This is a genomic window from Pseudoalteromonas sp. Z1A8 (assembly GCF_011378855.1).
GTDB lineage: Bacteria > Pseudomonadota > Gammaproteobacteria > Enterobacterales > Alteromonadaceae > Pseudoalteromonas.
The window spans coordinates 40,087-54,619 of the sequence record NZ_WTLB01000001.1; the positions used below are offsets into that span (position 1 = coordinate 40,087).

Below are 14,533 nucleotides of genomic sequence, written 5' to 3' on the forward strand. Positions count from 1 at the left end.
ATTAAAATCCGTCTAAGCCTCGACTTGGAACAATGGTTTCCCAATGCTTACAAGAAGGGCAATTCCAATATATTGTGTAACTTGTAAAACCACAATGCTGACATTGAAAGTCAGGTTTTGTAGCAATATAAGAGGTTACAAGCTTATCAATTTCGTTAAGTACTTCTTTGGTATTTTTATTTTGATCGCCCATCAATTGCAGTAAAAAACTGAAACCACGAATAGTAGGTTGACGTTTTAAGCTATCAGTTAAAAATTCAAAGGCTTGTTTTGTATGCCCTTGTTCAAGTAAGGCTTGGCAATGTTTTATTTTAATTAATACACCGCCCTTTTCTAATAAATCACTGACTAATTCATGAAATTGATGCGTTAAATTTAATTGTTTATAACTGTGGGCAAGCTCATCAATAAACAACGGCGCAAACAAAGTGAATTGAGTAACAAGTTCACGCCAGTAATAAATAGCTTTAACGTAATCTTCTTTTGCGTAAGCAACTAAACCTAATTCGTACAGCGGACGCACGGCTTTATAATTTAAGCTAATCGCTTTTCTCATTAGTTGGGGGGTACTGTCACTTAAAGCCGACTCACAATAAAAATTAGCAATCGCTTTAAATTGTTGTTCTTTTGAAAATAGCTCGCTGTGGGCTTCAAACATGTTGATGCCTTTCTCCCATTCACGGGTTTGCGAGTATAAAGTAATAATAGGATCTAGCGCTTCTACATGCCCTGCTTTAACTAACCAAACTAAGTGCTCTTCCGCACTGTCTAGTAGCCCAGCCATTATGTAATCTTCGGCAAGTTCTAAACGGCTAGTTGCAGCTTGTTGTTCATTTAAGCCTGGGTGTTTTAATAGAAGTTCATGAATTTTAATTGCGCGGTCTAATTCACCTCTTCGGCGAAACATGGTGGCAAGTGTAGAATAGTGCTCAACTGAGTCGGCTGACACTTCAAGTAAGTTGATTAAGTGCTCTAAGCCTTGATCTTCTTCTCTATCGAGTAGAAACTTTAAGCCTTTGCTATATTCAGAAGTGATCTGACGATTAAGTTGATGAGCTTGGTTTTTAGCACTGTTTTTACCCATAATCCAACCGTAACCGGCGGCAACAGGTAATAGTAAAAACAAAAGCTCAATCATAGTTAGGTGTCTTTATTCGCGGCAAGCTTTTTCTTATCTTTTTCAGGCGCTAATTGCTTTTTTAAACGGTAGTTTTGCCACTTTAATTGCGAAAACAATTTAAAGCTAATAAAACAACCAATCAAAACACCTAATAAAAAGCAGATACTTATTATTACAGCTAAAGGTAGTGTATTACTGGCTATAATATAATTTATTTGTACTAACTGTGGGTTTTGTGACCCTAATACAAATGCACTGATAAGGCATAGCGCAACCAGAATAATTTTTAATACCTTGAACAAGTAACTACTCCACTAAGTTAACTAGGCAATGCTTTCATTTACGCGGTCGCGTAATTCTTTGCCTGGTTTAAAATGAGGTACATGCTTTCCTTCAAGCTCAACTGTATCGCCAGTCTTAGGATTACGACCTGTGCGAGGAGCGCGGAAATGCAAAGAGAAACTACCAAAACCTCTGATCTCAATACGATCTGAAGTAGATAATGAGCCGGCCATTTGTTCAAGAATTTCTTTTACAGCATTCTCAACATCTTTCACTGGAACGTGTGCGTGTTGTTCCGCAAGTGTTTCTATCAGTTCTGACTTAGTCATAGCGTTTCCTTAAAAAGAGATATAGGAAGGGCAAAAAATGCCCTTCCAACTAAAAACTAATTATATATTAGTCTTTTTGTGCATTTGCGAAAGCAGCTGCCATTGCGTTTTCAAACACTGGCTCTTCTTTCTTAAGCTTCTCTAGTACTTCTTTCTCTTCTGCTTCGAAAAGAGCTTTTACAGATAAGCTTAAAGTGCGGTTCTTACGATCAACACCAACGTATTTAACTTCAATCTCGTCGCCTACAGAAACAACAGTAGTTGCATCTTCAACGCGCTCTTGAGCGATATCAGCTACACGGATGTAACCTTCAACGCCTTCGATAAGTTCAACAGTTGCGCCTTTCGCATCAACTTCAGTCACTTTACCTTTAACAATAGCACCTTTTTTGTTTGCATCAAGGTAGTTATTGAATGGGTCAGCTTCGATTTGCTTAACACCTAGAGAGATACGTTCACGCTCTGGGTCAACTTGCAATACGATAGCAGTGATTTCGTCGCCTTTCTTGAATTCACGTACAGCTTCTTCGCCAGGTGTATTCCAAGAAATGTCTGAAAGGTGTACAAGACCGTCAATACCACCGTCAAGACCGATAAAGATACCGAAGTCAGTGATTGATTTGATCTTACCAGTAACTTGATCGCCTTTGTTCTGTAGACGAGCAAATTCCTGCCAAGGATTAGCAATACATTGCTTAAGACCAAGAGAAATACGACGACGTTCTTCGTCAATTTCTAAAACCATAACTTCAACAGTGTCGCCTAAGCTAACAACTTTTGAAGGATGGATATTTTTGTTAGTCCAATCCATTTCAGAAACGTGTACTAAACCTTCAACGCCTTCTTCGATTTCCACGAAACAGCCGTAATCTGTAAGATTAGTAACACGACCAGAAAGTTTAGAACCTTCTGGGTAACGACCAGCGATAGCTGCCCATGGATCTTCACCAAGCTGTTTAAGGCCTAGAGATACACGAGTTTTATCTTTGTCGAATTTAAGAACTTTAACTGCGATTTCGTCGCCAACATTAACGATTTCTGAAGGGTGCTTAACACGCTTCCAAGCCATATCAGTAATGTGTAGTAGACCATCAACACCACCAAGGTCAACGAATGCACCGTAGTCAGTAAGGTTCTTAACGATACCTTTAACTTCTTGACCTTCAACAAGGTTAGCAAGAAGCTCTTCACGTTCTTGTGAGTTTTCAGATTCGATAACTGCACGACGTGAAACAACAACGTTGTTACGTTTTTGGTCAAGCTTGATTACTTTAAATTCAAGCTCTTTGCCTTCAAGGTGAGTTGTGTCACGTACTGGACGAACATCAACAAGTGAACCAGGTAGGAAAGCACGGATTGAATCAACTTCAACTGTGAAACCGCCTTTAACTTTACCGTTGATAACACCAGTAACAGTTTCTTGCTCTTCACATGCTTTCTCAAGACGGATCCATGCTTCGTGACGCTTAGCTTTCTCACGAGAAAGGATAGTTTCACCGAAACCGTCTTCAATTGCATCTAGTGCAACATCTACTTCGTCGCCAACAGCAACTTCAAGTTCACCAGCAGCATTTTTGAACTGCTCAGCAGGGATAGCACTTTCTGATTTAAGACCAGCATCTACAAGTACAATGTTGTTCTCGATTGAGATTACTGTACCTTTAACGATAGAGCCTTGCTCTGCTTCAAAACCCTTTAAGCTTTCTTCAAATAACTGCGCAAAATTTTCTGACATACGAATATACGTCTCTATATATTATACCAATAAGCAACCATGCTGCATGGGGTTGTTAAAATAGCACTGGCATCCTGCTGGCGCATAAAATGTGTTTTAGCTTCGTTTAGGAAGCTTACCTTCAGAGATAGCAATATCTAATAAAGTTATTACTTTATCAAACACTTGCTGTGCATTAAGTTCGCTAGTATCGATCTCAATAGCATCCTCTGCAGGTACAAGCGGAGCAACGGCACGATTCATATCGCGCTCATCACGAGCTTGAATGTCCTGTAATAGACCACTTAGTGTAACATCAAGACCGCGCGTATTCAACTCAACAAAACGTCTGCGAGCACGCTCTTCTGCGCTTGCTGTTAAATATATTTTTAACGGTGCATCTTGAAAAACCACAGTGCCCATATCACGACCATCGGCGATTAAGCCATTTTCAGTGCGAAATGCACGCTGGCGGCGTAATAATGCTTCACGAACGCGAGGTAATGCTGCAACCTTTGACGCTGCAGCGCCTACTTCTTCATTACGAATAGTAGTCGTTACATCTTCGCCTTCTAAAATAACTTTTCCTGCATTAGTTTGGCTATCTACCAAAAACTGCACATCTAAATTTGCAGCAAGAGGGACAAGCCCTTCTTCATTGTCTAATGCAATTTGGTGATGAAGTGCAGCTAAAGATAAAACGCGATAAATCGCACCACTATCTAGTACATCCCACCCCAACTTGTCGGCTAACAAGCGACAAACAGTTCCTTTACCTGAACCACTTGGGCCATCAACGGTGATCACGGGCATTAATAACGCCTGCATTTAAAACCTCCTGCAATGCACACCTAAATAAACCGCGACATTATACGTCAGTTATTAAAATATATCTGCTATTAGTGTGTAACTTTTGTAATTACTTCTAAATAGCTTATTCACTGACTGATGCTAAAACATTGAAAAATGTAGGAAATGTTTTATAAGTACATTTTGGATCATTAATCGTTATTGGCTTTCCGCCTACGGCAACCATAGCAAAACACATAGCTATACGGTGATCGTCGTAAGTATCTATAGCAACATCATTAAAATGTTCAGGTGGAGTGATTTCTATAAAATCCTCACCCTCTACAACTTCAGCGCCTACTTTTCTAAGCTCAGTTGCCATTGCGTACAAACGGTCTGTTTCTTTAACGCGCCAGTTATAAATATTACGAATAGCGGTTTTACCTTTAGCAAACAAAGCAACTGTTGCCAGTGTCATTGCTGCATCAGGAATTGCATTCGCATCTATATCTACGCCATTAAGCTCGCCTTTGCGAACAACTAAACGCTCATCATACCAATCAATTTTAGCGCCAACCTGCTCCATGACTTTAGCAAAGCCAATATCACCTTGAACCGATTTAGCGCCAACACCTTTAATTTCTATCTCGCCACCGGCAATCGCTGCGGCTGCAACGAAATAAGAAGCCGATGAAGCATCACCTTCAACCATAATACGCTCGATTGATTGATACTGTTGACCACCTTTAACGTTAAAAGTTGCATAGTCACTGTGCTCAACATCAATACCAAAGCGCGCCATAACACCTAACGTAATATCAATATAAGGTTTAGATACTAAAGTACCCTTAATAGTTATATGTGTATCGCCGTTAAATAAAGGTGCTGCCATTAACAAGGCAGTTAAAAATTGACTTGAAATACTGCCGTCAATTTCAACTTCACCGCCGTTGATTTGGCCGCCTACGATTTTAAGTGGTGGATAATCTTTATGTTTTGTATAGGTAACATCGCCACCCAGCGTTTGTAGAGCATCAACTAAGTGCCCTATTGGACGCTCTTCCATACGCGGCTCGCCTATTAGCTCGTACTCACCACTTACAGCAGCAAGTACAGCGGTTAGAGGTCGGTAGGCAGTGCCTGCATTACCTAAAAACAATGGTTCACTTGGTGTTTTAAACACACCACCAACACCCTCTACAGTGGCTACAGTGCGTTCTTCATTAAGTGTCACATTTACACCTAAAAGCTTCAGAGCACCCAACATATGACGAATATCATCACTATCAAGTAAGTTCTCTACAACAGTAGTACCACTAGCAAGCGCTGCTAATAATAAAATACGGTTTGATAAACTTTTTGACCCAGGTAAGGTAACTGTGCCGTTTACACGAGAAATGGGCTCTAAACGAAGTTGCTCCATTAGCTATTTTCCTTTGCAAAGGCAGCCATAAAGTCAACTAGTGCTTGAACACCTTCAAGTGGCATTGCGTTGTAAATGCTGGCGCGCATACCGCCCACTATTCGGTGACCTTCCAAAGCAAGTAAACCCGCTTCGTTAGATTGAGCAACAAATTTGCTATTTAAGCTTTCATCATTCAACCAAAAAGGAACATTCATACGTGAGCGACAATGCTTAGCAACAATATTTGAATAAAAATCAGAGTTATCGATAAAATCATACAGTAAATCTGCTTTAGCAATATTTTGTGCTTCCATGGTTTTTACACCACCATTGCTTTCAAGCCATTCAAATACTTCAGCCGCTAAATACCAAGCAAAAGTCGGTGGGGTATTAAACATACTGCCCTGCTTTGCTTCAAGTGCGTAATCTAAAATACCAGGTTTTGCTAAACCTTCACGCTCTAGTAATGTTTTACGTACAATAACGATTGATATACCCGATGGGCCAATATTCTTTTGTGCACCGGCATAAATTAAATCAAATTTATTAACGTCTATTTCGCGCGATAAAATAGTTGACGACATGTCTGCAACAATTGGTGCTGTTGGGTGGCTAGGTACATCAAAAATCTCTAAGCCATCAACGGTCTCGTTAGGGCAATAGTGGATATACGCTGCATCTGCTGGTAAATCCCAGTCAGCAACCGCTTTAATAGAAAACTCGCCATCAGCATCATTACGTATATCGGTAAAAGTCGTTTGAGTGAATTTACTCGCTTCATCTCTCGCACTTTTTGACCATACGCCATTTTCGCAATAAAAAGCGGTTTTACCTTCTTGGTGTAAGTTTAGCGGTACAGCACTAAATTGTCCTCGGCCACCACCATGCATAAACAACACTTCAAACTCATCACTAATATTCATTAAGCGGCGAAGGCTAGCTTCACATTTTGCAGTAACCGTTAAAAACTCTTTACTACGATGGCTTATTTCCATCACAGAAACACCCAAACCTTGCCAATCTAGGAACTCTTTTTGCGCTTTTTTCATCACCGCTTGCGGAAGCATAGCCGGTCCCGCACAAAAATTATATTTACTCATTACCTTTGCCTCATTCCAGTAATTAAAAATTTCAAGCCTGATCGCACTGCAAACAAGCTGTATTAGTTTTATTCAACAACATAAAAAAAAGCGGCTAAAGCCGCTTTTTCAATTTCAATTATTCAGAAGGAGGATTGTCATCCACTACTTCTTCAATAACCGTATCAACTGTTTCAACGTCTTCGATATCAATTAAGTCACTCTCAGTAACTTCAATCTCTTCTATACGTTGTAAACCAACTACTTGCTCTCCGTCAATAGTTCTGATCAAAATAACACCTTGCGTGTTACGTCCAACCGTAGAAACTTCATTAACGCGAGTTCGTACTAAGGTACCACGATTAGAAATAATCATTATTTCATCGTTGTCATCAACTTGCACAGCACCAACAACAGCACCGTTACGTTCACTCACCTTGATAGATACAACACCTTGTGTTGCACGACTCTTAGATGGATAATCTTCAAGCTGTGTACGTTTACCGTAACCATTTTCAGTTACTGTTAGAATAGCACCGTCAGTTTTTGGTACAATTAACGATACTACGCGTTGCTCGTCTGGCATTTTAATACCACGAACACCTGTAGCAGTACGACCCATTGGACGAACACCTTTGAAACGAATCTCAGGGTTGCCTTCTTCATCAAGTACTGGGTTACCGTTTTCATCAACAACGGTTGTTTCTTCAGCTTCTTTAAAGCGTACTACTTTACCAGCATCAGTGAACAACATAATTTCGTTGCTACCATCGGTAATATCAACACCAATTAAGCTATCGCCATCATTTAAGTTAACAGCAATAATACCGCTTGCACGTTGACGACTGTAAGCCGTTAATGGTGTTTTCTTAACAGTACCAAATGCAGTTGCCATAAAGATGTATTTATCTTCTGCGTACTCGCGTACTGGCAATATAGCTGTAATACGTTCATCAGCTTCAAGTGGTAACAAGTTAACAATTGGCTTGCCGCGCGCTGCACGACTTGCTAGTGGTAACTGATACACTTTAAGCCAATATAAACGACCGGCCGTAGAGAAACATAAAATAGTATCGTGTGTATTTGCAACTAACAGACGTTCAATGAAATCTTCATCTTTCATCTTCGTTGCTGACTTACCTTTACCACCACGACGCTGCGCTTCGTAATCAGACAATGCCTGATACTTCACATAACCTTCGTGAGAAAGCGTTACTACAACGTTTTCTTCAGTAATTAAATCTTCTAAGCTTATATCGTGAGCTGCGGCGTTAATTTCTGTACGACGCTCATCGCCATATTGCTCTTTAATTTCAACTAGCTCGTCACGAATAACTTCCATTAAACGCTCAGGCGTAGCCAAAATATATAAAAGATCAGCAATTAAATCTAATAAGGTTTGGTATTCACTTATAATCTTTTCGTGTTCAAGACCAGTCAGCTTGTGTAAACGTAAATCTAATATTGCTTGAGCTTGTTGCTCTGAAATATAATATTGACCATCACGAATACCTAAATCATCAGCTAACCAATCAGGACGAGCTACATTATCTTCACCCGCTTTTTCAAGCATGCCTTGTACATGACCTAGTTCCCACGGACGTGCTGTTAAAGCAATTTTAGCTTCAGCAGGTGTAGGAGATTTACGAATAAGCTCGATAATTGGGTCAATGTTTGCAAGTGCAATCGCTAAACCTTCAAGCGTATGAGCACGGTCGCGAGCTTTGCGTAAATCAAAAACAGTACGACGAGTTACTACTTCACGACGGTGAATAATAAACTCTTCAAGCATTTCTTTTAAATTAAAACACTTAGGTTGGTTATTAATTAAAGCAACCATATTCATACCAAACACAGTTTGTAACTGAGTTTGTGAATATAAGTTATTTAAAATAACTTCGCCTACGTCACCACGTTTGATCTCAATAACGATACGCATACCGTCTTTATCTGATTCATCACGTAGCGCACTAATACCTTCAATTTTCTTATCTTTAACCAGCTCAGCAATTTTTTCAATTAGGCGAGCTTTGTTAACTTGATAAGGAATTTCGTGAACGATGATTGTTTCACGGCCTGTTTTTTCATCGGTTTCGACGTCGGCGCGTGCACGCATGTACACTTTACCACGGCCAGTTAAGTAGGCTTGTTCGATGCCCTTCTTACCGTTGATAATTGCAGCCGTTGGGAAATCAGGACCAGGGATATAATCCATTAACTCTAAAATAGTTAAATCAGGATTTTGAATAAGTGCCAAACACCCGTTCACAACTTCAGTTAAGTTATGTGGTGGAATGTTTGTAGCCATGCCTACTGCAATACCCGACGAACCATTCACTAATAAATTAGGAACTTTCGTTGGTAAAACATCAGGGATGAACTCTGTGCCATCGTAGTTAGGAACGAAATCAACCGTTTCTTTTTCAAGATCGGCTAATAACTCATGCGACATTTTTGCCATACGTACTTCTGTATAACGCATTGCCGCTGCTGAATCACCATCAACCGAACCGAAGTTACCTTGGCCATCTACAAGCATGTAACGTAGTGAGAATGGCTGAGCCATACGAACTATCGTGTCATAAACTGCACTGTCGCCGTGTGGGTGGTATTTACCGATTACGTCACCGACCACACGGGCCGATTTTTTGTAAGGCTTGTTCCAGTCATTACTAAGCTCGTTCATTGCAAACAAAACGCGGCGGTGAACAGGTTTTAAACCGTCACGTACGTCTGGTAATGCACGTCCTACTATTACGCTCATTGCGTAATCTAAGTAGGAGTTTTTTAACTCGTCTTCAATATTGACTGGCAGAATTTCATTGGCGAGATCAGTCATTTGATATCACATTCCTTCAGTATCAGCTCTCAACAACCCGGTATTGGGTATTAAGAGTATTTGTTATTATTACTAACAGCCATGCTATCACAATTAATTTCAATTTACAGGCGCAAAACTTTGCGATTTATCAATTTAGCCCTATATAATGGCCTCAGATTGACGAGGAAGTATTTTATGACCGAACATCAAAATGTAGATCACGCAGAAATAGCAAAATTTGAAGCCATCGCAGAGCGTTGGTGGGACCTAGACGGAGAATTCAAACCTCTTCACGAAATTAACCCGTTACGTTTAGATTTTATAGCAAACAAAACGCAAGGCTTATTCGATAAAGAAACACTCGATGTTGGCTGTGGCGGCGGCATTTTAAGCCAAAGCATGGCGCGTATGGGTGCTAAAGTAACCGGTATCGATATGGGACAAGAGCCTTTAACTGTTGCTAAATTGCATAGTTTAGAAACAGGCGTAAATGTAGATTACATAAAAGTACCTGCCGAAGAGTATGCATCACAAAACCCAGAACGTTTTGATGTAATAACGTGTATGGAAATGCTTGAGCACGTACCCGACCCTGCTTCTATCATTCATGCAGTAGCAGCACTTGCAAAGCCAGGTGCAGATGTGTTTTTTTCAACGCTGAACAAAACGCCTAAAGCATACTTATACGCGATAGTTGGCGCCGAAAAGCTGTTAAAAATGGTACCTGAAGGCACACATGACCATAAAAAGTTTATTAAACCTGCGCAACTTATTGCATGGGCAGAGCAAGCGGGTTTAAAAGTACGTGCAAGTACAGGGCTTTCTTATAACCCACTATCAAAGCAATATACGCTTAATAACGACGTTAGCGTAAATTACATACTTTATTTTGAGAAGTTAGCTTAATGGCTAGCTCTCAATCCCCTCTATCTCTTATTGAGTACGATGCATTTTTATTTGATTTAGACGGCACCCTACTCGATACCGCTGATGATTTAGGCGCTGCTTTAAACGCAGTGCTTATTAGTAATAAAATCACACCTGTTAGTAGTGATGTATACCGCCCTGCGGCATCTAACGGCGCAGGTGCATTATTAGAGGCTGGTTTTAAAAAGTTATGGGCTAAACAACACCAAAGCGAGCTTATTAAGCAATTAGTTGACGAGTACGCTGCAAACATAGCAAAACATACGCATTGCTTCTCTGGTGTTGAATCGTTACTTATCGCCCTTGATCAAAAAAAGATCAAGTGGGGGATCATGACCAACAAACCTGGCTTTTTAACCGATCCTTTAGTGGCTGCTATCCCCGCTTTAAAAAACGCCAGTGTAGTCATAAGTGGCGATACCTTGGCTGAGGCCAAACCATCACCGCTACCACTACTACATTGTGCAAAGCTTATGGGGGTAAAACCAAACCGTTGTTTGTACATTGGTGATGCCGAGCGTGACATACAAGCAGGCAAAGCGGCAGGTATGCACACTGCAACGGCACTTTGGGGTTACATACCAAGTATTGATGAAGCCAACAGCTGGAATGCTGATTTTAACTGGCAAAGTCCAATTGATGGTTTTAACTATATATAGTTCTATGTTAATTATTAAACACTATATATTGTGATTGTGTTAGTTTTCACACAAAGCTTGTCGATAAAAAAGCAGTCAGAATTTATTTTTAAAATGCGCAAATTTAGCAGAACATTAGTTTACTTTTTAAACGCCTTTAATTAAATGGTCGTTTAAGTGTGAGCGTCTACTAACACAAATGCGTTATCCCAAAGTTATACACAAACAGGGGCAATTATGTCCCTTGCAAAACAACTCAGACCACATTAAAGTTTTATTAACACTTTGATGGAATTGATATTTCAACTAGGTGGAGGGGCTAACACCATACTCAAGGTTTGAATATGATGTTAGCAAAGACACTTGCTAAAATTTAGGAAAGCGCCCAAGTGTGGAAATTTGAGCGTAACTGATTCTTATATTATCGGCAAGTGACTAACTCAGATTTAGGATAACTAAAGTTGAAACTCAATATTTCTATAGAAATTTCAGAGAGTGTAATAATGATTCTTTTTAAAATTATTACACTGGGTAGCATGCTCTTCGCATAAACTTAAATGGGCTATCTTTTAGCCCATTTCTATTTCTTACCCCTAATTATGCTTTTTATTTCTGAAAGCATTGAATCGTGAACATTAAACAACTAACTTAGATAGTCCATTAAAACCATATATAGTGCTATGTTAATTATTAAACACTATATATTGTGATTGTGTTAGTTTTCACACAAAGCTTGTCGATAAAAAAAGCAGTCAGAATTTATTTTTAAAATGCGTAAATTTAGCAGATCATTAGTTGATTTCTGCATATTCTAACTTAAATGATTGTTCGAAGGTGAGTGTCTACTAACACAAATGCGTTATCCCAAAGTTATCCACAAATAGGGGCAATTATGTCCCTTGCAAAACAACTCAGACCACACTATCTTGTGATCTCTAAATTGAACAACACCAGATATTGTGGCCAAATGTTATTCAATTAAATTCGCCATTACGGTGAAACTTATAATAAATGAGTACTTACCTTGCCATTGCGAGGTATGACGCATTGGTCAAAATACATAATTCCCAAGGAATACAGGCAAATGAACCAACAGTTATCTGTAAGCAAACGTGACGGGCGTAAAGAGCCACTTGATCTTGATAAGATCCATCGCGTTATTGAATGGGCCGCCGAAGGTTTAAAAAACGTATCGGTTTCGCAAGTTGAATTAAAATCACACATTCAGTTTTACGACGGTATTCGTACTAAAGACATACACGAAACCATTATTAAAGCTGCTGCAGATCAAATTTCAAAAGAATCGCCTGATTACCAATACCTAGCGGCACGTTTAGCTGTATTCCATTTACGTAAAAAAGCGTACGGTCAATTTGAGCCACCACGTTTATTTGACCACGTAACAAAAATGGTTGGCGATAAACGCTACGATGCTCACTTATTAGTAGATTACACAGAGCAAGAATTAGACGAGCTTGATGCATATCTTGATCATTCTCGCGATCTTAACTTTAGCTACGCGGCTGTAAAACAGCTTGAAGGTAAATACCTTGTTCAAAACCGTGTATCGGGTGAGATTTACGAAAGTGCACAGTTTTTATATATTTTAGTAGCGGCGAGCTTATTTTCTGACTACCCACGTGAAACACGCGTTTCTTACATTAAGCGTTTTTACGATGCAGTCTCGTTATTTAAAATATCACTACCAACGCCTATTATGGCAGGTGTACGTACACCAACGCGTCAGTTTAGCTCATGTGTATTAATTGAGTGTGGCGATAGCCTTGATTCAATTAATGCTACGTCGTCTGCAATCGTTAAATACGTTTCACAACGTGCGGGCATTGGTATTAACGCAGGTCGAATTCGTGCGCTAGGTAGCCACATCCGTAACGGCGAAGCGTACCACACAGGCTGTATTCCTTTTTATAAGCACTTTCAAACAGCTGTTAAAAGTTGTTCGCAAGGTGGTGTACGTGGCGGCGCTGCAACATTGTTCTACCCGCTTTGGCATTTAGAAGTAGAGAATCTACTTGTACTTAAAAATAACCGTGGTGTAGACGACAACCGCGTTCGCCACCTAGATTACGGCGTACAGTTTAATAAACTAATGTACTCTCGTTTAATTAAAGACGACTACATTACGTTATTTAGCCCATCAGATGTGCCTGGTCTTTACGATGCATTTTTTGAAGACCAAGCTGAGTTTGACGCGCTTTACGTAAAATACGAACAAGACGAATCGATTCGTAAAAAACGCATTAAAGCCATTGAGCTTTTCTCTATGTTTGCGCAAGAGCGTGCAAGTACAGGTCGTATTTATTTACAAAATGTGGATCACTGTAATACACACAGCCCGTTCATTGCTAAAGTTGCGCCTATTCGCCAATCTAACTTATGTTTAGAAATTGCATTGCCAACTAAGCCACTAAGCAACGTAAACGACGAAGAAGGCGAAATTGCACTTTGTACACTGTCTGCGTTTAACTTAGGCGCCATTGAGTCACTAGACGAGCTTGAAGAGCTAGCTGAACTTGCAGTGCGCGCACTTGATAACTTACTTGATTTCCAAGACTACCCTGTACCGGCTGCAAAAAATGCGACTATGGGTCGTCGTACACTAGGCATAGGCGTAATTAACTACGCATACTACTTAGCTAAAAACGGTAAGCGTTACTCAGATGGCAGCGCAAATGCACTGACTCACAAAACGTTTGAAGCGATTCAGTACTACCTAATGAAAGCATCAAACGAGCTTGCTAAAGAACGTGGTGCATGTCCTAAGTTTAACGAAACAACGTATTCACAGGGCATTATGCCAACAGATACGTACAAACGTGACTTAGATAAAATTTGTGATGAACCACTTCACCTTGATTGGGATACATTACGTGCCAGCATTAAAGAGCACGGCATGCGTAACTCAACACTAAGTGCGTTAATGCCTTCAGAAACATCGTCGCAAATCTCTAACGCAACAAATGGTATTGAGCCACCACGTGGTCACATTAGCGTTAAAGCAAGTAAAGACGGTATTTTGAAACAAGTAGTGCCTGAGTACGAACGTTTAAAGAATAACTACGAGTTATTATGGGATATTCCATCAAACGATGGTTACTTACAACTTGTGGGCATAATGCAGAAATTTGTTGACCAAACTATATCGGCAAACACAAATTATGATCCAAATAAATTCGAAGGCGGTAAAGTACCTATGCAAGTCTTATTAAAAGACTTACTAACTGCGTACAAACTGGGTGTTAAAACCTTGTACTACCACAACACTCGCGATGGTGCCTCAGATATGCAAGAAGATACTCCAGAAGTGGAAGATGATGATTGTGAAGGCGGCGCGTGTAAAATATAGTTATTAATTTTTATTTTAAGCGGGCATTTAGCCCGCTTTTTCTGATAGTTTTTTGAGTGATA

Annotated in this window: 11 protein-coding genes; 3 read left to right on the forward strand and 8 right to left on the reverse strand. The window is 39.9% G+C overall.

Annotated features, from left to right (window positions below; translation table 11 throughout):
• Position 1: 1 nt before the first annotated feature.
• The 8 genes from lapB to gyrA form a co-directional block, all read right to left on the reverse strand.
• Positions 2 to 1,138: a lipopolysaccharide assembly protein LapB gene (gene lapB / locus GQR55_RS00185; protein ID WP_166419018.1), complete on the reverse strand. Its 1,137-nt coding sequence runs from the start codon at positions 1,136 to 1,138 to the stop codon at positions 2 to 4.
• A gap of 2 nt (positions 1,139 to 1,140) precedes the next feature.
• Positions 1,141 to 1,422 (reverse strand): LapA family protein, encoded by a 282-nt coding sequence (locus GQR55_RS00190; RefSeq protein ID WP_024600249.1) that lies wholly within the window; start codon positions 1,420 to 1,422, stop codon positions 1,141 to 1,143.
• 21 nt (positions 1,423 to 1,443) lie between these two features.
• On the reverse strand, positions 1,444 to 1,731 hold the full coding sequence (gene ihfB, locus GQR55_RS00195; protein WP_007583054.1) for an integration host factor subunit beta: 288 nt from the start codon (positions 1,729 to 1,731) through the stop codon (positions 1,444 to 1,446).
• 67 nt (positions 1,732 to 1,798) lie between these two features.
• Positions 1,799 to 3,466, reverse strand: coding sequence for a 30S ribosomal protein S1 (rpsA, locus tag GQR55_RS00200; protein ID WP_002961176.1), 1,668 nt, complete (start codon positions 3,464 to 3,466; stop codon positions 1,799 to 1,801).
• A gap of 96 nt (positions 3,467 to 3,562) precedes the next feature.
• Complete coding sequence (cmk, locus tag GQR55_RS00205; RefSeq protein ID WP_076923977.1) at positions 3,563 to 4,273, reverse strand: (d)CMP kinase; 711 nt, start codon at positions 4,271 to 4,273, stop codon at positions 3,563 to 3,565.
• Between the two features lie 106 nt (positions 4,274 to 4,379).
• Positions 4,380 to 5,657 carry a 3-phosphoshikimate 1-carboxyvinyltransferase gene (gene aroA / locus GQR55_RS00210; protein WP_166419019.1) on the reverse strand — a complete coding sequence of 426 codons (1,278 nt, stop codon included), beginning with the start codon at positions 5,655 to 5,657 and terminating at the stop codon, positions 4,380 to 4,382.
• Positions 5,657 to 6,739 (reverse strand): 3-phosphoserine/phosphohydroxythreonine transaminase, encoded by a 1,083-nt coding sequence (serC, locus tag GQR55_RS00215; RefSeq protein WP_165739711.1) that lies wholly within the window; start codon positions 6,737 to 6,739, stop codon positions 5,657 to 5,659. The genes aroA and serC overlap by 1 nt, the downstream gene beginning before the upstream one ends.
• A 118-nt stretch (positions 6,740 to 6,857) precedes the next feature.
• The gene (gyrA, locus tag GQR55_RS00220) at positions 6,858 to 9,557 is read right to left on the reverse strand and encodes a DNA topoisomerase (ATP-hydrolyzing) subunit A (RefSeq protein ID WP_166419020.1); all 2,700 of its coding nucleotides are present in this window, start codon (positions 9,555 to 9,557) and stop codon (positions 6,858 to 6,860) included.
• 177 nt (positions 9,558 to 9,734) lie between these two features.
• On the opposite strand from gyrA, the gene ubiG reads away from it, so the two are divergent.
• From ubiG to nrdA, 3 genes are all read left to right on the forward strand, one after another.
• The gene (gene ubiG, locus GQR55_RS00225) at positions 9,735 to 10,445 is read left to right on the forward strand and encodes a bifunctional 2-polyprenyl-6-hydroxyphenol methylase/3-demethylubiquinol 3-O-methyltransferase UbiG (RefSeq protein WP_166419021.1); all 711 of its coding nucleotides are present in this window, start codon (positions 9,735 to 9,737) and stop codon (positions 10,443 to 10,445) included.
• A complete protein-coding gene (locus GQR55_RS00230; protein WP_166419022.1) occupies positions 10,445 to 11,125 on the forward strand; it encodes an HAD-IA family hydrolase in 681 nt (226 codons plus the stop codon). The genes ubiG and GQR55_RS00230 overlap by 1 nt, the downstream gene beginning before the upstream one ends.
• A 1,063-nt stretch (positions 11,126 to 12,188) precedes the next feature.
• Entirely contained in the window at positions 12,189 to 14,471 is a 2,283-nt protein-coding gene (gene nrdA / locus GQR55_RS00235; RefSeq protein ID WP_166419023.1) for a class 1a ribonucleoside-diphosphate reductase subunit alpha, read from the forward strand.
• The last annotated feature ends 62 nt before the right edge of the window (positions 14,472 to 14,533 follow it).